This is a genomic window from Azospirillum picis (assembly GCF_017876115.1).
GTDB classification, from domain to species: domain Bacteria; phylum Pseudomonadota; class Alphaproteobacteria; order Azospirillales; family Azospirillaceae; genus Azospirillum; species Azospirillum picis.
This window is the reverse complement of record NZ_JAGINO010000013.1, coordinates 88,108-110,648: the sequence shown is the minus strand read 5'-3', so window position 1 is coordinate 110,648 and position 22,541 is coordinate 88,108. Positions and strand designations below refer to the sequence as shown.

General features: G+C 68.2%; 14 protein-coding genes, 3 tRNA genes and 1 pseudogene. 10 read left to right on the top strand and 8 right to left on the bottom strand.

All coding sequences use genetic code 11. The features are described from left to right. A pseudogene (locus J2850_RS32330) lies at positions 1 to 612 on the bottom strand (Ig-like domain-containing domain); the annotation flags it as partial. Positions 613 to 1,065: 453 nt separating this feature from the next. Next, entirely contained in the window at positions 1,066 to 6,588 is a 5,523-nt protein-coding gene (locus J2850_RS17900; protein ID WP_209984075.1) for a glycosyltransferase, read from the bottom strand. 949 nt (positions 6,589 to 7,537) lie between these two features. Here J2850_RS17900 and rpoH point away from each other — a divergent pair. The 5 genes from rpoH (at position 7,538) to J2850_RS17875 (ending at position 10,492) form a co-directional block, all read left to right on the top strand. Further along, positions 7,538 to 8,434: an RNA polymerase sigma factor RpoH gene (rpoH, locus tag J2850_RS17895; RefSeq protein ID WP_209984073.1), complete on the top strand. Its 897-nt coding sequence runs from the start codon at positions 7,538 to 7,540 to the stop codon at positions 8,432 to 8,434. A gap of 27 nt (positions 8,435 to 8,461) precedes the next feature. Continuing rightward, on the top strand, positions 8,462 to 9,811 hold the full coding sequence (gene hflX / locus J2850_RS17890; protein ID WP_209984071.1) for a GTPase HflX: 1,350 nt from the start codon (positions 8,462 to 8,464) through the stop codon (positions 9,809 to 9,811). Between the two features lie 445 nt (positions 9,812 to 10,256). Then, a tRNA-Asn gene (locus J2850_RS17885) sits at positions 10,257 to 10,332 on the top strand. Between the two features lie 4 nt (positions 10,333 to 10,336). Next, positions 10,337 to 10,413, top strand: a tRNA-Asp gene (locus J2850_RS17880). A 4-nt stretch (positions 10,414 to 10,417) separates the two neighbouring features. Beyond that, positions 10,418 to 10,492, top strand: a tRNA-Gly gene (locus J2850_RS17875). Between the two features lie 77 nt (positions 10,493 to 10,569). On the opposite strand, the gene J2850_RS17870 is transcribed toward J2850_RS17875, so the two are convergent. The 3 genes from J2850_RS17870 to J2850_RS17860 form a co-directional block, all read right to left on the bottom strand. Then, positions 10,570 to 10,986, bottom strand: coding sequence for a nuclear transport factor 2 family protein (locus J2850_RS17870; protein ID WP_209984069.1), 417 nt, complete (start codon positions 10,984 to 10,986; stop codon positions 10,570 to 10,572). 202 nt (positions 10,987 to 11,188) lie between these two features. Then, a complete protein-coding gene (locus J2850_RS17865) occupies positions 11,189 to 11,611 on the bottom strand; it encodes a hypothetical protein (RefSeq protein WP_209984067.1) in 423 nt (140 codons plus the stop codon). Continuing rightward, positions 11,608 to 12,639: an NADP-dependent oxidoreductase gene (locus J2850_RS17860; protein WP_209984065.1), complete on the bottom strand. Its 1,032-nt coding sequence runs from the start codon at positions 12,637 to 12,639 to the stop codon at positions 11,608 to 11,610. Before J2850_RS17860 ends, J2850_RS17865 begins: the two co-directional genes overlap by 4 nt. Positions 12,640 to 12,741: 102 nt before the next feature. Between J2850_RS17860 and J2850_RS17855 the strand changes: the two genes are divergently transcribed. Then, positions 12,742 to 13,662 carry a LysR family transcriptional regulator gene (locus J2850_RS17855; RefSeq protein WP_246513181.1) on the top strand — a complete coding sequence of 307 codons (921 nt, stop codon included), beginning with the start codon at positions 12,742 to 12,744 and terminating at the stop codon, positions 13,660 to 13,662. Here the strand turns inward: J2850_RS17855 and J2850_RS17850 are convergent. Continuing rightward, a complete protein-coding gene (locus tag J2850_RS17850) occupies positions 13,659 to 15,233 on the bottom strand; it encodes a hypothetical protein (protein WP_209984060.1) in 1,575 nt (524 codons plus the stop codon). The genes J2850_RS17855 and J2850_RS17850 overlap by 4 nt on opposite strands. 295 nt (positions 15,234 to 15,528) lie before the next feature. Here J2850_RS17850 and J2850_RS17845 point away from each other — a divergent pair, with 295 nt between their 5' ends. Beyond that, positions 15,529 to 15,741 (top strand): BrnA antitoxin family protein, encoded by a 213-nt coding sequence (locus J2850_RS17845; protein WP_246513180.1) that lies wholly within the window; start codon positions 15,529 to 15,531, stop codon positions 15,739 to 15,741. Positions 15,742 to 15,873: 132 nt separating this feature from the next. Here J2850_RS17845 and J2850_RS17840 read toward each other — a convergent pair whose 3' ends face one another. After that, positions 15,874 to 16,245, bottom strand: coding sequence for a nuclear transport factor 2 family protein (locus J2850_RS17840; protein ID WP_209984058.1), 372 nt, complete (start codon positions 16,243 to 16,245; stop codon positions 15,874 to 15,876). Positions 16,246 to 16,641: 396 nt separating this feature from the next. Here J2850_RS17840 and J2850_RS17835 point away from each other — a divergent pair, with 396 nt between their 5' ends. The 3 genes from J2850_RS17835 (at position 16,642) to J2850_RS17825 (ending at position 19,708) form a co-directional block, all read left to right on the top strand. Continuing rightward, the gene (locus J2850_RS17835; RefSeq protein WP_209984057.1) at positions 16,642 to 17,061 is read left to right on the top strand and encodes a CopG family transcriptional regulator; all 420 of its coding nucleotides are present in this window, start codon (positions 16,642 to 16,644) and stop codon (positions 17,059 to 17,061) included. A gap of 64 nt (positions 17,062 to 17,125) precedes the next feature. Then, a complete protein-coding gene (locus J2850_RS17830) occupies positions 17,126 to 18,394 on the top strand; it encodes an extracellular catalytic domain type 1 short-chain-length polyhydroxyalkanoate depolymerase (protein WP_209984055.1) in 1,269 nt (422 codons plus the stop codon). 90 nt (positions 18,395 to 18,484) lie between these two features. Beyond that, positions 18,485 to 19,708, top strand: coding sequence for a tyrosine-type recombinase/integrase (locus tag J2850_RS17825; RefSeq protein ID WP_209984053.1), 1,224 nt, complete (start codon positions 18,485 to 18,487; stop codon positions 19,706 to 19,708). Positions 19,709 to 19,831: 123 nt separating this feature from the next. Here J2850_RS17825 and adhE read toward each other — a convergent pair whose 3' ends face one another. Next, positions 19,832 to 22,492, bottom strand: a complete 2,661-nt coding sequence (gene adhE / locus J2850_RS17820) for a bifunctional acetaldehyde-CoA/alcohol dehydrogenase (RefSeq protein ID WP_246513179.1) — start codon at positions 22,490 to 22,492, stop codon at positions 19,832 to 19,834. Positions 22,493 to 22,541: the final 49 nt, after the last annotated feature.

Sequence of the window (22,541 nt, the reverse complement as noted above, 5' to 3'; positions counted from 1 at the left end):
GGGATCGATTTCCAGGTAATAGGCTGTCGAATAATCGAGGTCTACGTCTGGATTGATCGTGACGGTGCTGCCGCTGATCGTGACCTTCGCGTTGTTTGTCGCCTCAAAACTGTCAACCTCATGACTGTCGGATGCCCGCAGCAACCTGATCTGGCTGCCGCTGCCGGATACCGCTTCACTGAATGTGAGGACCAGATCGGCGCCGACTGTTGTGCCAGTGGGGGGGGAGGCCAGCGATATCGCCATCAGTTCCGGAGGCTCAACATCGGCTCTGGTTGTGAAGTTGAAGCGGCTGCTTCCACTCAGACCAGAGAAAAATTCACCATAACCATCGTAAAGCGCATGGTTGTCAATTTCTAGGTAGTATGGTGTCGAGTAATCAAGATCGATGGTCGGATTGATGGTTACGCTGCTTCCATCAATCGTTATCTGGTTCGACGTTGGAACAAAAAAGGACTCGACAATTGCGTCGTCATCAATTCTCTTAAGGGTTATGTTTCCTCCGCTTCCGTAAACATCTTCTGAGAAATAAATAACAATATCAGAATTTACCCGCACTTGATCTTCATCATCTTGCGGTGTTGAGAAACGAATTGTTGGGCCGATTGTCATATTAACGTCCTTTTCGGAGTCGGATATTACGCATCTGGCATTTTATCCTAATGGATGCGTGTTTCCGAAATGTTATTAAAACAAAATCAAATCAGCAATCGCCAAATAGAGATTTGTTCGTAAGATAGAGGTATTTTTCTGAGGTGGTTATTGTCAAAATTCGCTACAAAAATCAACTTTGTGACGGCTTGTGAGGTCTTCGGTTCTCCTTCGTGAAACAAGTCTGTAGAAATGAGAGAACAAATTCATCGGTTGATTATTGGTTTGCGAGATCGCAATGGCTTGCACTATAAATTAGTTGTAAAAGCTGGGGGCCAATCCACCCGAGCACATTGCCTGTGATGGTCATCGCGGCATGCGCGCCTATTCCTTGAATCGGAACGCCTCTCTACCCGGTGTTCCGCGCCTTCGGCTGCTGCGGGCCCCTGGTAGACTGGGTCGAGGCGCTGCCTGTCATGCCCGGGCGTGCCGGATTTCGGTATCGGGGAGCCCCCAGCATGTCACCCCCATATCCTTGGCCATCATCGCAAGCCCTTCGGTTTCGATGTATCCACGGTAGCTGAAGGTGGGAAAGATCAGCCCTTCCCTGTGCAATGCCGCACGCACCAGCAGCATGGTGCCGCCGACGCCGTCCAGCCGCACCGGTCCCCGGCCGCGCAATTCATGGAGATAGCGCCGTCCCAGGCCGGGCGGCGGCTGGATCAGCCCGCCGATCCAGTTGCGCTGCTCGCTCATTGCCGCCTCCTCGGTGAATTGGAAGCTGTTGAGGTCGAAGCTGGGGCCGCCAGGGGATGTGACGCAGTTCGGGACAACGACATCATGTCCTGTGGCGAGCAGCCGTGCCAGCACGTCGGAAGGAAAGTCGACGACGTCGGCATCGATCCACAAGACCCAGTCCTCATCACGCAGGGTCCCCGTGAGCAGGCGGTTCCGGACCCGCGCGATGGTCGACCGCCGCATCACCTGGATCTCGGGTCGCCAGCGCGGGCCGGCGAAGGAAGCGTTGAAATCGTGCCGGAGCAGATCGACGCGAGCAAAACGCGTGCGCAGTTCGGGCAACCGCTCGTGGAGATACGCAAAGGACCCGTCGTCGCTGTCACCCTCCAGGATCCCCAGCGACAACCGCTCCCCTGGGTGATCGAGGCGCCCAAGCGCGGACAGGTAGGCCGGAAGATGCCGGCGCGCATTCCTCACCGGGGTAAGGACCAGCACGTTTGGCACTTCCGGGCTCCGTGCCGTGGCCGCGAGTGTCGCGGAGCGGGCTTGCGGGCGATGGCCGGCGTTCCGGCGTTCCAGCGCTTCGGTGATGCGTTCGGACATGCGCCTGCCCACCGCCTCGGGCGAGAGCATCGCCCGAATATGCCCGGCCGCCCGCCGGCCAACCTCGGCGGCCCCCTGCCGATCCGCGACGACGCTGCGCAGCAGCGCCGCTGCGACCATGACATCGGGGTCGGCCCACCATGTGCCCTTCGGATAGCAGTCCTCATCCTCCTCGGCCATGACGAGGCGGGAAGGCACCGGATAAGCGCATCCCGGTGCCATGAAGTCCAGGTTGCCGGAATATCCGGTGGCGATGACCGGCTTCGCGAAGAACATCGCTTCGGCGATGGTCAGACCGAATCCCTCCGCCCGGTGCAGGGAAACATAGGCATCGCAGGTCGCCAGCAGGGCCAACGCGGCCTCCCGGCTCTCGCTGCCCTCGCGCAGGATGATCGAGGACCGGCCGGCGATGGCGGCCCGCAGACGGTCCCGGTTGAGCTCGGACAGGGTGCGTGCCTTGATCACCAGATGGATGCCGCCATCCTCTTGCGGGAAGGCGCGGGTGAAGGCTTCGATCACGGCGAGCGGGTTCTTGCGGGTGAAGCCGCTCAGTTCATCGAAGGCGAAGGCGAACAGGAATCCCGTTTCCGGCAAGCCGAGATCGCGCCGCGTCAGCGTGGGCAGCGGCGGCGCGACGACATGCGGAACGACGGCGACCGGCACCGGTGCGGAGGCTGCCAGGCTTTCGGCGGTGAAGTGGCTGGGGACCCAAACCTCATCGAACAGCGCGTAGGCCCTCTGCCAGGAGGGCGGAAAGCTCGTGGCGCTTTCCCAGGCCCAGCAGCCGATGGCCAGCCGGTCCGGAAACAAGGACCGGGCGAGCGGCCCAGTGGGATCCTTGTGCCCCGCCTCGTGCAGCGCATCGGGGTTGGTGTGGGCGATGGTGATCGGGTGGGACGGCATGGCGTCGCCGGCCGCAGGTGGGCGGTCGAGATCCACCGGCACCGCCGGCAGGCCGGCCGCGGCCAGGGCCTCCAGCGTGCCGCATGCCGCCGTGCCCAGCCCCACCGGGGCGGTGAAGTGGCCGAGCACGGTTACCCCCGGACCGGCTTCCGGCAGGCGGAGAGTGGCGTGGACCGGGGCAGGGGCAGGGGCAGCGGGCGCAACCGCAGCGGCCGGGAGGGCGGCATAGCGCTGGGTGAAATGCAGGCTGCGCGTCGCGAAGCCGCACCAGTAGTCGACGACGCTGCCGAGGTCGAGGGCGATGCCCCCCTGGTCCTTGATGCGCTTGCAGTACATCTTGCCGAGGAAACCGGCGGCGACCAGGACGACCTCGCCCGGCTCATCGACGCTCAAGGTCTCCAGCAGCCGCTCGTACACGGCCGGGAAATGCGGCTCGGCATCGCCATAGCCGAAGACGTCGCCATATTTGGTTTCATGCGGAATGAGGTGGACGCGGGAGACGGTGAGCCCGAAGCGCTCGGTCAACCGCTCCGGCAGTTGCGGATGGCAGGTGACCACGGCCACCCGCCGGATCTTGGCGAACAGGCGTTCGTAAAGGCCCCAGGCCGACAGGTCGGCATGGATGTGGCAGGAGGTGATCGTCTGCGTCGGGGTGAACAGGGCGCCCCCGTCGGCCAGCAGAGTGTGGAGGATGCTCAGCAGTCCGCGATAATCGTGCCAGCTCTGGAACAGGTCCGCCGCCGTCGGGATCGGCAGGCTGTAGCACAGGCGGGAAAGGTCGGGCACGCCGACGACGTCGGCGTCGCGGATGGCCGCCTGCAGGGCGTCGGACAACGCTTCGGCGGCAGCCCCGGCCACCTTTGGTTCGCCCCACCAGATGCGTTGGGTGGCGTCGCGGTCGGCTGCTGTGAAACGGGCCTGTTCGATCGGGTAGGGCAGGAAGTTGCCTTCGCCATCGCCAAGGCGGATCAGGCTGAAGGGGCGGCGCGCCTCGTGGCTCTCCAGGATGCGGGCAACCACGGCCTCGGCCGGCGGGCGCCGCCAGCCGGTTTCGATCTCGAAGGCCGGGTACAGGCGGCGCAGGCGTTGGTCGATGCCGGTCAGCTCCCGGACCGCGTCGCGCCAATGGCCGTGGGGCACCCGCGGATCGCCGGCCGCGGCCAAGGCGCGCAGCTCCGTGACAGCATCCTCGCCATAGCCCCATTTCAGGCGTTCGAACACCGCCAGCAGGCGCAGTTTCACCGCGCGGGTGTCGGTGAGCGGCAGTGCATCCACCGCCTGCAGGAGCGCTTTGCCGGCGGCCGGACCGTCGGCATGGATGACGGCCTCGACGGTGAGGGCGAGCAGGTCCGGCGAGAGGATCGAGACGCCGTGCCGGCGCCACAGCGCGACCAATCGGCTGCGCGCCTGCCCGCCGGCCTCCTGCGGGGCATGGGCACAGGCGATGGCCTGGACCCAGGCCGGCGCGGTACCGTCGGTTCCCGCGGGGGCGAGCATGGCCACCGCCTGCACGGTATCGCCGCGGCTGGTCTGGACCGCATGGAAATACAGGCTGCGCAAGGTGGGGTTGGCTTCCACGACGTCGCGATGCTCGTTCAGCATGGCAAGCAGGGCCGCCCCCCGGTGGCGCCTTTGCAGCAGTATGGCGCGGGCCAGGACCGTGTCGGCCCTGCCGAGATACGCCATGGACCGTGCGAGGAGCTCTTCCGCCTCATCAAGACGCCCGAGCTCGCACAGCGCGGTCAGCAACCCGATCGTGGCCTGGGCCGAGGCGGGACCGTGGGCGATCACCTGCTGCCAACGCTGGACGGCGGTCTCCCAGTCGCGGCGGCGGGCCGCGCTTTCGGCGAGGCCGATCCGAGCGAGGGGGTGCTGCGGCTGCAGGCGCACCACCTCGGCATACTGTGCCTCTGCCTCCCCGAACCGTCCAACCTCGAGCAGGGCTTGCGCGTAGCCGAGCATGCCGGGCCAGTGTCCGGGGAAGGCGGCCAGGGTGGCTTCCCAGCGCTCCAGCGCCTGCAGCCACTGCCGGCGGCGGGTTGCCACGCGGGCAAGCCCGTCCAGCCCGAAGGACGCGTCCGGATGGCCGTCGCGCAAGGCGCGGAAGGCCGCCTCCGCCTCGTCCAAGCGGTTGAGGTGCATCAGGGCCCCGGCGCGCCTGGCCTTCGCCCCGATATCCTGCGGATCAACCCGCAGGACGGCCGTCGCGTCGGCGAGCATGCGCTCCCATTGCGCTGGCGCAGTGCGGGCAAGGGGGGGCGCCGGGATGGCGGCGGCCGGCGGCTCGAGCCGCTCATAGGCGTCCAGCGGCAGCCGCTTGGCAAGCTCCGTCCGAACCGCTTGGTAGCGATCGTCCTGCCAACGCGGCGAGGCCCGCTGCCAATGGGTGTCGAAATGGCCGGGGCCGAAGGTGTTGCGGCCATGGACGACATACAGGTAAAGGCGCGGCTCGTCGAGATGGGCGACGCGGACACTGCGCAGCAGCGCGTCGACGACCGGCGTGTCCTCGCCGCGCGGCAGATCGGGGTAGCGGGGCAGAGCCGCCTTCTCGCACAGCAGGGAGCCCTCCCAGTTCCGGCGCACCGAGACGGCCAGCCTTGCGGCCTCGGGCCACCAGATCGTCCAGCGGCTGAGGATGCAGGCGCGTGCCTTTGCTCCCAGCAGGGCCGACATCTGCAGCTCCAGGCGCAGCGGGTCGTAGAGGTCGTCATCGTCCCACTGGCAGACGTGCGAGCCCGCAGCCAGATCGACGGCACGGTTGCGCGCGGCACCCAGCGTCGCCGCCGGTGTGGGGGAGCGGTCGATGAGGATGCGCGGGTCGCCGAGTGCCTCGACATGCCGGGTCAGCCGGTCGTCGAGGCTGTCGTCGACGATGACGAGCTGGCGGTTCGGATAGCTCTGCTGCCGGAAGCAGGCGATTGCTACGCAGGCCTGCTCGAAGCGGTCGCGCGTGGCCATCAGGCAGGAGACCAGCGGCCTGCGGTCGGTCGGCTCGGTCGCCCCGGCCGACGGCCCGGTTCCGTCGCTGAGTTGGAGACGCAGCCGGCGGGGCCGGCCGGCATCGAGCGCCGCTTGGCCGCGGAACCAGGTGCCGTCCCAGTGATGCAACGCATGGGCGTCGCGCGTGAGCTTCTCCCAGGCCTCGATGTCGAACAGGCGGCCTTCCCAGCAGTCCATCTTGTCGGCCGGGTAGATGGCCTGCGCCGGCAGCAATGTGACGGGGCCGGGTCCGCCGTATGTCTCGTAGGCCCGTGTCAGCAGAAAGGGGCCGGTGGCGTCGAGTACGTCCGGTTCGCGGGCGTTGCGCCGGATGTGGTCCAGCACATGGTCCCAGAAGGGATGGTCGGGAATGGAGGCGATCAGGGATGGGCAGAGCACACGCTCCATCCGGCGCTGGGCGGCTTTGTCCAACTCCAGATGCGTGGCTGGCTCGAGGCCGATGGCAAAAGAGCTGTCCGCGAGCAGGCCGTCGAGCGGCTTGAAGCACTCGAAATCGAGATCGACATACAGCCCGCCGTGGCGCTTCAGGATGAGATAGCGGGCGAGATCGGCGCGGCAGATCGGTTGCGCATATCCCTCGAACACCGGTAGGAGGTCGGGAAACTCCTGCCTGACGAAGGCGGCGATGTCGGCGTCGCTCCACAGCCGGTAGCTCCAGTCCGGGTGCCGGTCGAGCCAACTGCGCCGGAACGCCTCGAAGCGTGGCGGGATCTCGGGTGTCTTCCAGAGCTGGTGAAGAAGTTTGGGGATCACGCGGCGACACCGTCCAGGCGGGTTGGGGTCTCTAGTGGGCCAGCGGTATGACATCGCGGACCCGGCAATGGCCAGCAACAGTTTTCGTCTGATGAAGGCGCGCACGCTGGGAAACCAGCGAGCAAGGCGTTGCGTGGCAATGGCGAGCTCCCGCCCAGGCCCCTGTCCGGCCCCGGCGCGGCCAGGATCGCGGAGCCGGAGCAGTCGGTGGAAAAGGCGAAGATCAGGGGGGCTGGAGCGTTCGTCCCCCACGGGCAGCCAGCCGCGCCTGTCCGGATCAAGTCCTCGGCACGCCACCAGGGGCATGGCAACAGAGGGGGCTGTGAGGCAATGCCGGGAAGTTTTTGAAGAGCCTTCTTGAGGAGAACAGATCATATCACCATTTACGGCTTCTCGCCGATGCAGGTGTAAGACATGTGCGGATTTCCCTCATGGAAAATGGCCGCCTTCCAAGCGCCAGGCGCTTGAAATTCATCGTTCCGACTCCCACCTGATATCTGTTGTCTTCTTGAAGGGACGCCGATCCCAAAAATTCGGCTGCCCGCTGTCTTGAAGAAATTTAAGAGCGCACCATCTATACGGTGTGTCGACACCCCCATGATGACGAGCTTTTTCAAAGCCTCGCTCCACAGGCACCGCCTCCTGGTTCGGCAGCGCTGACCGCAGCGCTGCCCATCCCCTCCTCTCCGGCCCCGTGGCGTGCCGGCTGCCGTGATGCCCCCTCCTGGATCATGGCGCCGCCCGCGGAGCTGGAGAGGGGCCCCGCCACCACCCTCCGGTTTCCGCATCGATCGAGCGATGCACGCCCACCGGCAGCGCCGAATGCCGGCCTTGACCGTCACTGACCACCGTCGCTGACAACCGTTACCGACAACGAAGACCGATGGGGAATGAACGCCGAAGGGAAGGCCCGACGGCGCCGTTCCCGTCGGCTTGGGGAGACAGAAGGATGACGCTTCACGTCGCTTCCGCCGAGCCGATGCAGTTGTACCTGCAAGACGCACGGAAGTACGAATATCTGACGCCCGAACAGGAACGCGACCTCGCCGTCCGCTGGCGGGAGCGGCAGGATCGGGCGGCGCTCGACAAGCTGGTCGGCAGCCACCTGCGCCTAGTCTTCAAGATGGCGCGGGGCTACCAGGGCTATGGCCTGCCGCTGGCCGACCTGGTCGCCGAGGGCAACGTCGGCCTGATGCAGGCGGCGCAGAAGTTCGAGCCCGAAAAGGGCTTCCGCTTCGCCACCTATGCCGGCTGGTGGGTCCGCGCGGCGATCCAGGAGTATGTGCTGCACAACTGGTCGCTGGTGAAGATCGGCACCACCGCGGCGCAGAAGAAGCTGTTCTTCAGCCTGCGCCGCCTGAAGGCGCGCATGCAGGACCTGGAGAACGGCGACCTTACCCCGGAAGCGGTGGAGAGCATCGCCACCGAACTGAGCGTGCCCAGGACCGAGGTGGTGGAGATGAACCGGCGCCTCGGCCTGGACCGGTCGCTCAACACCGCCCTGGGGGAGGAGGGCGACAGCGAATGGCAGGACCTGCTGGCCGACGACCGGCCCGACCAGGAAACCACGCTGGCCGGGGCGCAGGAGCGCCAGCAGCGCCAGCAGTTCCTCAAGCTGGGGCTGGGGGTTCTCGACGACCGCGAGCGCCAGATCCTGGTCGCCCGCCGCCTGCGCGAGGAGCCGCTGACGCTGGAGGAGCTGAGCCAGCACTTCCACGTCTCGCGCGAGCGCGTCCGCCAGCTTGAGGTCCGCGCCTTCGAGAAGCTCCAGAAGGCCGTGGTGGCGAGCGCCCGGGAGCAACAGATCGCTGCGGCCGGCAAGGGCCGCGAACTGGCCCGCGCCTGACGGCTGCGGGCGCGGCAAAGGAACCTTATGGCTACGCATCACACCATCGACACCCGGTACGCCGTCGATACCCGGCGGCCCTCCTCGGGCCGCGCCCTCGTGCTTCACCCGGTCCTCCGCGGGACCGGGGCCGAGCGCAGCCCCGAAGCCTCGCTGGACGAGGCCATGGGGCTGGCGTCGGCCATCGATCTCGATGTGGCGCATGCCGCCGTCGTCAAGGTCAACCAGCCGCGCCCGGCCACCCTGCTGGGCGGCGGTGCGGTCGAGCAGTACGCGCAACTGCTGGAGACGGCGCGCACGGGCGGCGAGGCCATCGACCTGGTCATCGTCGACCACGCGCTGAGCCCGGTGCAGCAGCGCAATCTTGAGAAGGCCTTCGGGGCGAAGGTCATCGACCGCACCGGCCTGATCCTGGAGATCTTCGGCGACCGGGCCCGCACCCACGAAGGCCAGTTGCAGGTCGAACTGGCGGCGCTGAGCTACCAGAAATCGCGTCTGGTCCGCTCCTGGACCCACCTTGAGCGCCAGCGTGGCGGCTTCGGCTTCCTCGGCGGCCCCGGCGAATCGCAGCTCGAGATGGACCGCCGCCTGATCGGCGACCGGATCGTCAGGATCCGGAAGGAGTTGGAGGACGTGCGGCGTACCCGCGGTCTGCACCGCAAGGCGCGCGCCAAGGTGCCGTACCCGGTGGTGGCGCTGGTCGGCTACACCAACGCCGGCAAGTCCACCCTGTTCAACCGGATGGCGGGGGCCGACGTCTTCGCCAGGGACCTGCTGTTCGCCACGCTCGACCCGACCATGCGGCAGGTGGCCCTGCCGTCGGGGCGCAAGGTGATCCTGTCGGACACGGTGGGCTTCATCTCCGCGCTGCCGACCCATCTGGTCGCCGCCTTCCGCGCCACGCTGGAGGAGGTGCAGGCGGCGGACATCATCCTGCACGTCCGCGACATCGCGCATCCCGACGCCGAGGCGCAGAAGGCCGATGTGGAGGCCATCCTGCGCGACCTCGGCATCGATCCGGAGAACGACCCGCGCGTGATCGAGGTCGCCAACAAGATCGACCGGCTGGAGGGGGAGGAGCGTGCCTCCGTCATCGCCCGCACCGCCCGCTGCGATGGTGCCTGCGCGGTGTCCGCGGCAACGGGGGAGGGATTGGACGGCCTGTTCGGCATCCTCGACCGCCGGATGACCGCCGGCCGGGCGGTGGTGGAGATGGACGTGTCCCACACCGACGGCGCGACGCTCGCCTGGCTCTACGCGCATGGCGAGGTGCTGGAGCGCCATGACGGCGAGGGCCATTCCCGCCTGCAGGTGGCGATCGAACCGGCGATGCTCGGCCGGATGGAGCGCCGTCAGGAAGACAGGGTTCCGGCCTGAAGCAGTCCCGGAAAAGGTCACAGGCCCGCTTGTCCTGAAGAGGCTTGTGACCGCCCGTGACCATCGCCATATGCTTCTACAGTCGTCAACAACCGAAAGGAGGTGATCTCGTGTCTCATTGTCTTTCTCTGCTGCCGTCGGGCGCTGTGACCGGGTTCTCCTTCGTTGCGAAGGGTTCCCTCGTCTGACAAGGACGCGCCGTGGTCCGATGGATTGCGGATTGACAATGGAAGGGCTGCCGGAAACGGCAGCCCTTCTTTGTTATGTGCCCGGTGCGGGGCGTGCCTCTGCCGGCCGGCGGGCATCGACGGTGCCCGGCATGGCTCACCCGCAGCCATGCGGAAGCCGCAACCGGACACGGGCGGGCTTCCCCCGCCCGACCGGCAAATCCTGCAAAGTTCAGGCTTGTGTTTGCCGCGGGCAGGGCTTATAAGCCGGCCTCCGTTCCGGATTAGCTCAGTCGGTAGAGCAGCGGACTGTTAATCCGCGTGTCGCTGGTTCGAGTCCAGCATCCGGAGCCAGAATGCGGGTGTAGCTCAGTTGGTTAGAGCGCCGGCCTGTCACGCCGGAGGCCGCGGGTTCAAGTCCCGTCACTCGCGCCACATTGCGGGCGTAGCTCAGGGGTAGAGCACAACCTTGCCAAGGTTGGGGTCGAGGGTTCGAATCCCTTCGCCCGCTCCAGTTTCGGAGCGTTGGCCGCAGCCAGAGCCGGTTGCGGACCGCAAGGAGGTCGGAAGCCCGGCCGGCATGCAGCCGGATTACGAGCCTTCCGGCCGGCAGGCTGCCTCCAAGGCCGCGCCATCGTCACATTGCTCCTCGAAGCGCAGGATCATGCCGTCGCGCAGAACCCACCGATGCTCGGTCGCCACTTCGACCGGCTTGCCGGTGCTCTTGTTGACGGCCTGGACGGTGTTGCGTGCGACGACCTGTTCCCCATCCTCCGCAAGGCTCAGCATCTCGTGCCGGGTGATCGTCCAGTCCTGCGCCAGCTTCTCGAAGTAGCGTTGGACGCCTTCCGGGCCATGGAAGGCTCCGGAGAAGCTGACCGGTACCGCGGAGTGGGCGCAGGAAATCCATTCCACGCCGGGCGCCAGATGCTCGAACAACGGCGCCACATCGCCCATGGCATAGCGATCGTACAGGTTGCGGAGCAGCGTGATGTCGGTCTGCGCCATGGCATGCCCCCTTCCTCGCGGCAGCGGCTTTCGTCACCATGCTACGCCGTGCCGGCCGTGGCGATGACCGGGCAAAAGCGTTGTCCGGCGGCCCATTCCGCCGGGAGAGCGTGCCTGTTGGGGGGCGAAGCGATTCCTTCGAATGGTCGCCGCCCGCCGCCCACCCGCCCGATCGGCTGCCCGACTGGCCGCCGCCGGCGCCTCAGCCTGTAAGGTCGATGATCGGATCATGGATGGCGGCCAGCCAACCGGCCATCGGCGACACGTCGCCGTTCACCCGGAGCCGGCCCAGCCCTGTGGCCCGGTCGAGCGCAGCGGCATAGGCCGGGTCCGCGGTGTGAAGCAGGTTCAGCTCGCGGGCGGTGGTGGCGGCGACCTCGATGGTGACGTCTCCCCGCGCATCCTCGTCCACGCCGACCTCGAATGACGGCCTGCCATGTGCGATGACGAAGCGAATGCCTTGCAGCCGCCCGTTCGGCAGGATCGCGCCGTCGCCGTAGCGTTCCACCAGAGACCAGTTCAGGTCCGGCGGGAGACCGGCCCGGGAGGCGGCGGCGCACATCAGCGCGCCCACCATCTCGAACCACGCCACCGTGCCCTGGGGGATCGTCGCCGCGGCGCTCACGATTGTCCTTCCTGCGCGACCGTGAGCACGATCTTGCCGCGGATATGGCCGGCGGCAGCGCGCTCATGGGCCTTGCCGGCCTCTTCCAGGGCAAAGCTGCTGTCGATGGCGACGCGGATCGTGCCGTTGTCCAGCAGCGGCGCAACCTCCGCAAGCTGCTTGCCGCTGGAGCGGACCTGGGTGGTGGAGACGGTCACGCCGAGCCTCCCGGCCTCGTCGTGGCCGTCGAAGCCGAGCGGAAAGATGGGGAACAGGGCGCCGCCCCGTTTCAGCGTCGGCAGGAAGCGTCCGGTCTTCGGGCCGCCGACCGCGTCGACGACGAGGTCGAGACCGCGAACGGCATCCTCGGCAGCGGCCTTGCCGTAGTCGATGAATTCGTCGGCGCCGAGGGCGCGCAGAAACGCCTCGTTGCTCCCGGACGCGACCGCGATCACCTGCGCGCCCTGCCATTTCGCCAGTTGCACCAGAAGATGGCCGACCCCGCCCGCCGCTCCGTTGACGAGGACGGTCTTCCCCGCGAGCGGCACTGGCTCATGCCGATGCGGCTGCAGCGGGTTCGGTTCGTCGTGCCCGATGTCGATGAGGAACTGCCACGCGGTGAGCAGCGACATCGGCGCCGCGGCTGCGTGCACATGGTCGATGCCGGCCGGTTTCCGGGCAAGGTCCGTCGCCGGCACGGCGACGTATTCGGCATAGGCGCTGCTTTCGCCGGCCAGGCCGGCGGGGAAGCGGACCATGGCATAGACCTCGTCGCCGGCGGCGAAGCCCTCGACGTCCGCTGCGACCGCCTCGACGGTGCCGGAGATGTCGGTTCCGGGGATGATCGGGAACGAGACCTTGGGCTGCCATTCGGGCGGGAGCATCCTGTAGCCCTCGCGCAGGTACCAGTCGGGCGGGTTGAGGCCGACGGCATGGACGCGGACGAGCACCTCCCCCGCCTTGAGCCCCGGCCGCGGCGCGTCTTCATAGACCAGCATGTCGGGTCCCCCGAAGGCGTGCAGGCGAACCGCTTTCATCATCGTGCTCATCAGAACCTCCATCGGTCGCAACACCTGAGCACCGATGTACGCGGTCGAATCCTGTTTGATAATCAGTCCACAAATCAGTTTAATAGTGCCATGAAGGAACGAATGGCGTTGGAACGGCTGACCGGATTGCTTGCTTTCGCGCGCGCCGGTTCGCTGGGCAGCTTCGCCGCGGCGGCTCGCTCGCTCGCCATTTCGCCGTCGGCCGTCAGCAAGAGCGTGCAACGCCTCGAACAGCAACTGGGCGTCTCCCTGTTTACCCGGACCACCCGCTCCCTCACGCTGACGCCGGAGGGGCGCGAGCTGCATGAGCGGGCGGTGAGATTGCTGCGCGACGCGGAGGAGATCGAGCAGGCCGCGAAGGCCGCCTACGCCGAGCCGGCCGGCACCCTGCGCATCGCGGCGTCGCTGCCGATCGGGCTCCATCTGATCGCGCCGATCCTGCCGGCATTTTGCGAACGCCACCCCAAGGTGACCATCGACCTGCGGCTCGACGACCGGCTGGTCGACCTCGTCGAGCAGGGCATCGACATCGCGGTGCGCATCGGCGACCTTGCGGACTCGCGCCTGCTGTGGCGCCGGCTCGCCCCGTTGCGGCTCTGCGCCTTCGCATCGCCGGCCTATCTGTCCGCGCATGGTGCGCCCACCCATCCGGACGAGCTGGTTGCGCACAAGACCGTCAATCTGAGGTACCAGAGCAGCGGTCAGATCTTCCGCTGGCCGTTCCGGATCGGCGAGCGCGAGATCGAGATCGTGCCCGCATCGGGCATCGTCGTCGACGCCAGCGAAGCGGTCGTGGCGGCGCTGGTCGCGGGCGGCGGCATCGGCATCAGCGCGTCCTTCATTGCCGCCCCGTATGTCGCGCGTGGCGAGTTGGTCCCGGTGCTCGGCAGCTTTGCCGTGGAGCGTGAGACCATCGCTGCACTATGGCCCTCCAGCCGGCGTACCAATCCAGCCGTGCGGGCTTTTGTCGATCATCTGCGCAAGGCCGCGGACCGCATGATCACGGCCACGCCGCCCAGCTAGGTAGCGTTTCCAGGCCGCGGGGCGATCGGCCGGCCCGGCCCCGTGTGCTCTTCGCGGCTGGAATCGTCCTTGCGTCCGGACGCTTTCGCATCGGCCTGCTCCGGCGGCGCCAAGGGCAGCCAGTGGGTCGGCTGCAACACGCGGCGGCCCTCCCGCCACTGGCCGCCGCCATCGGCCTGCGCGACATAGGCGGCCCAGGCCGGGCGGCCGGCCCACACCAGGCAGCGCTTGCCGTCCTGAGGTGCGCCGGCGATCGGTTGCCAATGCATGGCCGCACCAGGCTCGCGCAGCGCCGTGGTGCGCCGACGGGCCGGCTTGGCGACCGCAGGGAGGACCGGCATGATGTCGGCCGCGAGCCAAACCAGCGGCCGGACGGTCCGCCGGGGCGTCTCCTCCACATCCCGCCAGGCCGGCAGCGGCCGCAGGATCCCGGCCTCCGCCAGCAGGGCCAGCGTCGTGCGGGCGGCGCGCTCGCTGCAGCCGAGCCGCCGGGCGGCCTGACGGACGGTGAGGGCCGGCTCCTCCTCCAGCTGGTCGAGCAGCGCCCAGACGCCGGCATCGCGGCGCCGTCCCCGCAGGGCGGCCCGGTGGGCGGCGGCTCGGCGCTCCAGCTCGGCCAGCCGCTGCAACTCGGCCTCGGCCTGGCGGGAGACTTGGCCGAGCAGCCAGCCCACCGCCTCCTCCTCCGCCGCAACGAGCATCGCCCGGAACGGAGCCGGGCTGGCGGCGAGGCTCGCCACCAGCGGCAGTTCGGCCTGCGTCAGGCCGCAGGCACGGCGCAGCAGCGCCGGTGCCGCCAGACGGGCGAGCGTGCTCCAGAACCCGCTGCCGCTGCGGGCCTGCGCCTGCCGGCGCAGGTGGCGCGCCAGCGGGTTCTCGAACGGGTCGTCGCTGCCGCGGCGGCGGGGCAGGGGAGGATCGTCGCGGTGGTGGAGTTGCACCATTGCCCGCAGCGCCCCGTCCAGGCCGGGGGAGGCGGCAAGCGTGCGCGCCACCGTTGCCAGCCCGGCGGCGATCGCGTCGGCGGCCTCAGCCCCCGGTTCCGGCAGTCCCCGGATCTCGGACCAGCCGGCCAGGGCCGCCATCGCCCAGGGCACGGTCCAGGGGAACAGGCTTGGAGTCTTGTCCACCGCCGGCCCGGTGGCGGCAGGGGCGGGATTGGCGCCTGTGTCCTCCCCGTCGACCAGCAGCGCCAGCCCTTCCAGGGCGGCGCGCAGGCCATCGGCAGCCAGGCCGGTCGGATGGGACGGGGGCGGGGCGGGGGCGATGCCGGGAGTGGGATCGCCGGGCGCCCGCCCGCCGTCGAGTGCCGCCGCCCAGCGCTGCAGGGCGGCTCCCAGTGCGGCGTCGGCGCGGGCGCCGGGTGCGACGGCATCGGGGGCGGTCCCGATCAGGTGGAGGTCATCGGCGGCGACGCTGTGGCCGTCAAGGCGCAGGACCGCGCGGACCGACCGCGTCCGGGCATCAGCCGCGTGGCGGCGGCGGATGGCAGGATCGGCAAGCGCGGCTTCGAGCCGGCCAAGGGCGCGCTCGGCGGTGGCGAGGCTGGATTGGAAGCGGGCGGGCAGCATGGGAGCGGAGGATACATCCTCTATCCCCTTGAGAAAACAAAGATAGAAGGCTCTTTTCAGAGCCTTCCTACAGAGCGATGCTTCGATGAGGGCCAACGAGCGACAAGGGCCTTTATCGCTCGTTCACATATACCCAGGCAACGGGCGGCATCCTTCCGCTGGCTTGGCTTCCATGTCGCCCATGCCGGGGTCTCTACACGAAAGTGATCAGATTGTCCGGGGTGTGGGAACACGGTGAGAGCGCAGGCGCACCCACTGACCAAGGTTCGCTTTGGCGGGTTTCAACGAGGCTGCGATGCGCAGCGACGCCGATGCGGCGCAGCTGGCCGACGAGGCTTGGTTCGAGACGGCCCGCATCGTCGAGCCGCCGGCCAAGCAGGCCATCAGCATCCGCCTGGATGCGGATGTGCTGGAGTGGTTCCGCACCAACAGCGACCGCTACCAGAGCAAGATCAACGCCGTGCTCCGGGCCTACATGGAGCACGAGCGCGCCAAGAAGCGCCCCTAACCTCCTACCCACCCGGCAGCGGCGCCTTGGGCAACCAGAGGCGCCGTCGTTGCGTTCGAGGCCCATGGTCACCGCAGGCAGCGGTTGCCTGACCGAGTGGCCGAAAAATAGACATGGCGCTCATGGGAAGCTCTAGATTGTCTTCCACTCACCTTGCCAATCATAGAGCGCGGCAGTCGTGGCATACTCGCGCAAATACGAGATTTTCCCGCCGCACAACTTTGCAATGGTTGCGCCATCGAAGGTCCTCTCTTCACCGCGCAAAGTGTAGTGGAATGTCCATTCGGCAATTTCCAGGTCGCGGAGCGACTGCAAATCGCGGATTTTCCAGTCGAGGACACGACCGTCCTCGGCAATCCACGTCGCAACCCATCGTTCCACCGAAGCGTGACCACGATAGATTGGTCCGAAACTCTCAATGACGACGCAATCCCGAGTGAGCGTTTCGAGAATCGCGTTCGTGTCCTGTGCGCGCCAGCCAGCGATATACTGTTCCACTATCATTTGTATAAAGGTCCCCCTTTCAGATCTTCGATTGTCGGCACTGACGATCGTTTTTAGCACAGTGCTGTAAAGCAGGGTCCGGGCGTTATGACAAGCCGACCCCGCAGGGGTATGAGCGCGCGTTCTTAGGCTGTTCCTACATCCCGGACAATCTGCACACTTTCGTATAGTGACCCCATGCCCTTCGCAGCAGCGGTGAAGAGCGCCGAACGGCCAACATGCTTGGTGTCTTGTCGCGTGCTGCGGTTCCGCGTCCTGCCGGCACAGCCGGCCTCTGCCTTCCTGCTGCTGATCCTCTCCAGGCGGGAAGCATGCGGGAGCAGGCCTGTCCGTCTTGAACGGCCTCGCTGGGCCCTCCATATACCATCCACATGGATGGCATAAGGATGGAACGCCATGAGCGACGCGGTTCGTGACCTGCGGCCGAAAGCCGGCGACAGCGAGAAGATCACGATCAATCTCGGCTATGTCGACCTTGGCCATATCGACCTGCTGGTCGACGAAGGCTTCTATTCGAACCGTACGGACTTCATCCGCACCGCCATCCGCAACCAGGTCGACCGGCATGCCGACGTGATCCGCCAGACCGTGACGCGCAAGAGCGTCGATTTGGGCCTGCGCCATTTCAGCCGTGCCGACCTGGAGGCTGCCTGCGCCGAAGGGCGGATGCTGGACATCCGCGTCCTCGGGCTCGCCACAATCGCCCAGGACGTTTCCCCCGAACTTGCCCGCGCAGCCATCGCCTCGCTGTCCGTTCTTGGCGCGCTGCACGCGCCGGCCGCCGTCAAGGCGGCGCTCGCCGACCGTATCCGCTGATGTGACCGGCACCGCCGGTGCCGGCGTTATCCCCGAACAGAGCCCGAACCGAGAAAGCATCCATATGCCCCACTCACGCCAAACCGGCTTTCCGCCCGGCATGGGCGAGGTCGCCCGCCTGACCCGGGCCGGCCGGCTCGCCGAAGCGACCGGCCTCATCCAGCGCCTGTTGCGGGGCGAGGATGCGGCCGCTTCCCCGCCCCCAAACTCGCCGGACCCGACCGTCCTGGAAGGCGAGTTCGAGCGGCTCGATCCAGCTCCGCATGAGCCGGCCTCCCATGAGCCGGCTCATCGAAGCGACGCCCCGGGCCGTGGCCCGGCCACCGGTTCGTCCAAGACTGGTTTGCCCAGAACTGGTTTGCCCAGAACTGGTTTGGGCCAGACCCTGCGCGGCCTTGCCGCGCGGCTGCGGCCGGCCGGGCTGCAGGGCGGCCGGCACGCCGGGCCGCCTGCCGAGCCTCTGCCGGACGGCGCATCCTTCACGGCGGCTTCCTACACGGGACCAGCGGGAACGCGCGCCTATAAGCTCTATGTGCCGGCCAACCGCGGCGACGGATTGCGCCCGCTGGTCGTGATGCTGCACGGCTGCACCCAGTCGCCCGACGATTTCGCCGCGGGCACCCGGATGAACGCCCTTGCCGAGCGGCACGGCGTGTTCGTCGCCTATCCGGAGCAGCCGGCCACGGCCAATGCCCAGCGCTGCTGGAACTGGTTCAAGCCCGAAGACCAGCGCCGAGGCCATGGGGAGCCCGACCTGCTGGCCGGCATCACCCGCCGGATCATGCGCGACCATCCCGTCGATCCCGACCGGGTCTACATCGCCGGCCTGTCCGCCGGCGGTGCCGCGGCGGCGATCATGGGAGCCGCCTATCCCGATCTCTATGCCGCGGTCGGCGTGCATTCCGGCCTGCCGGCCGGAGCCGCCCACGACCTTCCCTCGGCCCTCGCCGCCATGCGCCAGGGCAGCCGTGCGCTGCCGGACACCCCGCGGACGGACCGCAGGCCGCCGACCATCATCTTCCACGGCGACCGGGACACGGTGGTCCACCCGCAAAACGGCGACCGGGTTGCGGCCCAGGCCATCGCTGCGGCCAGCGGCCTCGGCACCGAGGTGCAGCACGGCGAGGCGCCCGGCCGGCGGGCCTACAGCCGGACCCTGCACACCGATCCCGCCGGCCGGACCCTGTGCGAGCAGTGGACCATCCATGGCGCCGGACATGCCTGGGCCGGCGGAAGCCCCGCCGGCTCCTACACCGACCCGCAGGGGCCGGACGCCACCATGGAGATGATGCGCTTCTTCCTCGATCACCGGTTGTCGGCGGCGGCGGACTGAGCCCCCACCGGCATGAAGCGGGAGGCGACCGGGTTGGGAGGTTGGCTCCGTGCGGCATGCGGGGTAAGGTCGTCGGGAAAGCCGACGCCGATGATGCCGCCGCCCGACCTGCCCGCCCCCCTGCCAGCAGCCCATGACGAGGACGCCGATGCCGGCCGGCAGGCTGCGATCGCCCGCAACCTGCGCCGCCATGCCGAGATCAGCGCCGACAGCTACGCCAGGAACACCAAGCGTGCGCTCGACGGGGACATCCGGCTGTTCCAGGCCTGGTGTGCCGGCCATGGCCACTGTTCGCTGCCGGCCGACCCCCGCACCGTCGGCGATTTCGTGGCGGCGATGGCCGCCGGCGAGGCGGTCGAGGTCGAGAGCCGCGACCGCCATGGCCGTTCCCGCATCCGCCGCCTGGCCGGCGTACGCCGTCCCGCCACCATCGAGCGCTACCTCGCCTCCATCGCCCATCTCCATCGTGCCGCCGGACTGGGGTTCGACCGCACCCATCCGGAGATCCGCCAGCGGCTGCGCGGCGCCAAGCGCCGGCTCGGCGTCCGCCAGCGCCAGGCCCGCGGCCTGCGCTGGGACGAGCTTCTGCGCCTGCTGCCGCCCGAGCAGCCGCGGCAGCCGCCCTACGATCCGTTCTGGGAGCGTCTTCATGGCGAGGAGCGCGGGCGGCGCAAGGCGGACTGCCGCCTGCATTGGCTCGCCAGCCTGCGTGACCGTGCCCTGCTGCTGGTGGCCTACGAGACGCTGTGCCGGCGCGCCGAACTGGTGGCGCTGTGCATCGAGAACATCCAGCGCACGCCCGACGGCGTGACGGTGTTCGTCGAGCGGGCCAAGACGGACCAGGAAGGGGAGGGGCGCCACCGGCCGCTGCGCCCGCGCACGGTCGCCGCCATCGACGCCTGGCTGGCCGCGATGGACTGGAGCGAGCGCGAGAGGCTGCTGGGGCAGGGGCAGGCGCGCGCGGCCGTGGAGGCCGCACCGTCGGTGGCGGCGAAGGGGCCGCTGTTCCGCTCGATCCACCGTTCCGGCCGGGTGCGGGAGGCCGCCCTTCCCGCCAGTGCGCTGCCGGTGATCCTCAAGCGGCTGGCGGCGGCGGCCGGGCTGGAGCCGGAGGCGGTCGCCGGGCTGTCCGGCCACTCCACCCGGGTCGGTGCCGCCCAGGACCTGCGGCAGGCCGGGGCCAGCGTGCTCGACCTGCAGGCCGAGGGGGGGTGGCGCGATCCGCGCATGCCCGGCCGCTACACCCGGGCGCTGGACGCCGCCCAGGGCGCCATGGCGCGTCTCGCCAGGATCCAGGAGGGAGAGGAGGGGTGAGGCGCGCCGGACGCAGGCGGGGACCGCCATGATCGGAGCCTTCGCTCCACCCTGACGGTCCCCGGTCCGGGAAGCCGGCGATCACTCGCCAGCGATCACTCGGCACAGATCACCCGGCACAGATCATTCGGCGGCGGTCCTCGTCCGGCCGACGACGCTCAGCGCCGTCGCGGTGCGGTCGCTCTCCGGCTCGACATAGGCACGGCCATAGTAGCTGTCGATCAGCAACTGCCGGATCTCGGCCACCAGTGGATAGCGGGGGTTGGCGCCGGTGCACTGGTCGTCGAAGGCGGCCTCGGCGATCGCGTCGACCCGCGCCAGGAACGCCGCTTCCGGCACCCCCGCCGCCTGGATCGAGGCCGGGATCTCCAGGGCCTGCTTCATCTCCTCGACCCACCCGATCAGCTTCTCCACCCGCTCATGGTCGCGGTTGCCGCCCAGCTCCAGGTGCCGGGCGATCTGGGCGTAGCGTGCCACCCCCTTCGGGCGGTCGTACTGGCTGAACGCCGTCTGCTTGGTCGGGATGTCCGCCGCGTTGTAGCGGATCACGTTGGCGATCAGCAGGGCGTTGGCGATGCCGTGCGGCAGGTGGAACTCGGCGCCCAGCTTGTGCGCCATCGAGTGGCACACGCCGAGGAAGGCATTGGCGAAGGCGATGCCGGCCAGCGTCGCCGCGTTGTGCACCAGTTCCCGCGCCTTGGGGTCGCGGGCGCCATTGCGGTAGGCCGACGGCAGGTTCTCCTTCAGGAGCTTCAGCGCCTGCAGCGCCTGCCCGTCGGAATACTCGCTCGCCACCACCGAGACGTAGGCCTCCAGCGCATGCGTCACCGCATCGATGCCGCCCGCCGCGGTCAGGCCCTTGGGCATGTCCATCACCAGGTTGGCGTCGATGATCGCCAGCGTCGGCGTCAGCTCATAGTCGGCGATCGGGTATTTGGTCCCGGTGCGCTCGTCGGTCACCACCGCGAAGGGCGTCACCTCCGATCCCGTGCCCGACGTGGTCGGCACCGCCACCAGTTGCGCCTTCACGCCCAGCTTGGGGAAGGTGTAGATGCGCTTGCGGATGTCCATGAAGCGCAGCGCCAGATCCTCGAACGCCACCTCCGGCGCCTCGTACATCACCCAGATGATCTTGGCCGCATCCATCGGCGACCCGCCGCCCAGCGCCAGGATCACATCGGGCTGGAAGGCGTTGGCCAGCGCCACGCCCTTGCGCACCACCGCCAGCGTCGGGTCGGCGCTGACCTCGAAGAAGGTTTCCACCTCCAGCCCCAGCGCCTTGAGCATGCGAACGGTGTCGTTGACATGGCCGTTCTCGAACAGGAAGCGGTCGGTGACGATCAGGCAGCGCTTCCTGCCGCGCAGGTCCTCCAATGCGAAGGGCAGGCAGCCGCGGCGGAAGTAGATCGACTTGGGAAGCTTGTGCCACAGCATGTTTTCCGCCCGCTTCGCCACCGTCTTCTTGTTGATCAGGTGCTGCGGCCCGACATTCTCGGAGATCGAGTTGCCGCCCCACGACCCGCAGCCGAGCGTCAGCGAGGGCGCCAGGCGGAAGTTGTAGAGGTCGCCGATGCCGCCATGCGAGGACGGCGTGTTGATCAGGATGCGGGCGGTCTTCATCCGGTCGCCGAAATGGCGGATGCGCCCGCCCTGCTGGTCCTGGTCGGTGTAGAGCGCGGAGGTGTGGCCGATGCCGCCCAGCGCCACCAGGGCGGCCGCCTTGTCGCAGGCCTCGGCGAAGTCCCCGGCGCGGTAGAGCGCCAGGGTGGGGGACAGCTTTTCGTGGGCGAAGGGTTCGGCCTCGTCGATGTCGGTGACCTCGGCGATCAGCACCTTGGTGGCGTGCGGGACGGTGAGGCCGGCCATGGCGGCGATGGCGTGGGCCGGCTGGCCGACGATGTCGGCGTTCAGGTGGCCGTCGACCAGCAGGACCTTGCGCACGGCGTCGGCCTCGCCGGGCGAGAGGATGTAGCCGCCGTGATGGGCGAAGCGGTCGCGCACGGCGTCATAGACGGCATCGACCACCACAGCCGACTGCTCCGACGCGCAGACCACGCCATTGTCGAAGGTCTTGGACATCAGGATCGAGGCGACGGCGCGCTTGATGTCGGCGAATTCGTCGATGACGGCGGGCGTGTTGCCGGCGCCGACGCCGATGGCGGGCTTGCCCGACGAATAGGCGGCCTTGACCATGCCCGGCCCGCCGGTGGCGAGGATCAGGGCGATGTCGGGATGGTGCATGACGGCGTTGGAGAGCTCCAGCGAGGGCTCGTCGATCCAGCCGATGATGTCCGCCGGCGCGCCGGCCTCGACCGCGGCGGCCAGCACCAGGCGGGCGGCCTCGCAGGTCGACTTGCGGGCGCGGGGATGGGGGGAGATGACCAGCCCGTTGCGGGTCTTCAGCGCGATCAGCGCCTTGAAGATGGCGGTGGAGGTCGGGTTGGTGGTGGGGACGATGCCGCAGATCAGGCCGACGGGCTCGGCGATGGTGAGGATGCCGGCGTCACGGTCCTCCGACAGGATGCCGCAGGTCTTCTCGTCCTTGTACTTGTTGTAGATGTACTCGGCGGCGAAGTGGTTCTTGATGACCTTGTCCTCCATCACGCCCATGCCGGTCTCCTCGACCGCCATCTTGGCGAGCGGGATGCGGGCGTCGGCGGCGGCGAGTGCCGCGCTGCGGAAGATCAGGTCCACCGTCTCCTGCGGGTAGTCGGCGAAGAGGCGTTGCGCCGCCTTCACGCGGGAGACGAGGGCGTCGAGGTCGGAAAGGGTCGTGACGGTCATGGCAGTCATCCACTTGCTGTCCGCGAAGCACGCCTTGACGCCGTCGCGG

What these genes read in the sequence shown, in the direction of transcription:
- J2850_RS17840 (WP_209984058.1), bottom strand. Translation starts at nt 16,245, where the DNA reads ATGATAGTGGAACAGTATATCGCTGGCTGGCGCGCACAGGACACGAAC.
- J2850_RS17830 (WP_209984055.1), top strand. Translation starts at nt 17,126, where the DNA reads ATGCCCCACTCACGCCAAACCGGCTTTCCGCCCGGCATGGGCGAGGTC.
- J2850_RS17870 (WP_209984069.1), bottom strand. Translation starts at nt 10,986, where the DNA reads ATGGCGCAGACCGACATCACGCTGCTCCGCAACCTGTACGATCGCTAT.
- hflX (WP_209984071.1), top strand. Translation starts at nt 8,462, where the DNA reads ATGGCTACGCATCACACCATCGACACCCGGTACGCCGTCGATACCCGG.
- rpoH (WP_209984073.1), top strand. Translation starts at nt 7,538, where the DNA reads ATGACGCTTCACGTCGCTTCCGCCGAGCCGATGCAGTTGTACCTGCAA.
- J2850_RS17855 (WP_246513181.1), top strand. Translation starts at nt 12,742, where the DNA reads ATGGCGTTGGAACGGCTGACCGGATTGCTTGCTTTCGCGCGCGCCGGT.
- J2850_RS17850 (WP_209984060.1), bottom strand. Translation starts at nt 15,233, where the DNA reads ATGCTGCCCGCCCGCTTCCAATCCAGCCTCGCCACCGCCGAGCGCGCC.
- J2850_RS17835 (WP_209984057.1), top strand. Translation starts at nt 16,642, where the DNA reads ATGAGCGACGCGGTTCGTGACCTGCGGCCGAAAGCCGGCGACAGCGAG.
- J2850_RS17845 (WP_246513180.1), top strand. Translation starts at nt 15,529, where the DNA reads ATGCGCAGCGACGCCGATGCGGCGCAGCTGGCCGACGAGGCTTGGTTC.
- J2850_RS17825 (WP_209984053.1), top strand. Translation starts at nt 18,485, where the DNA reads ATGATGCCGCCGCCCGACCTGCCCGCCCCCCTGCCAGCAGCCCATGAC.
- adhE (WP_246513179.1), bottom strand. Translation starts at nt 22,492, where the DNA reads ATGACCGTCACGACCCTTTCCGACCTCGACGCCCTCGTCTCCCGCGTG.
- J2850_RS17860 (WP_209984065.1), bottom strand. Translation starts at nt 12,639, where the DNA reads ATGAGCACGATGATGAAAGCGGTTCGCCTGCACGCCTTCGGGGGACCC.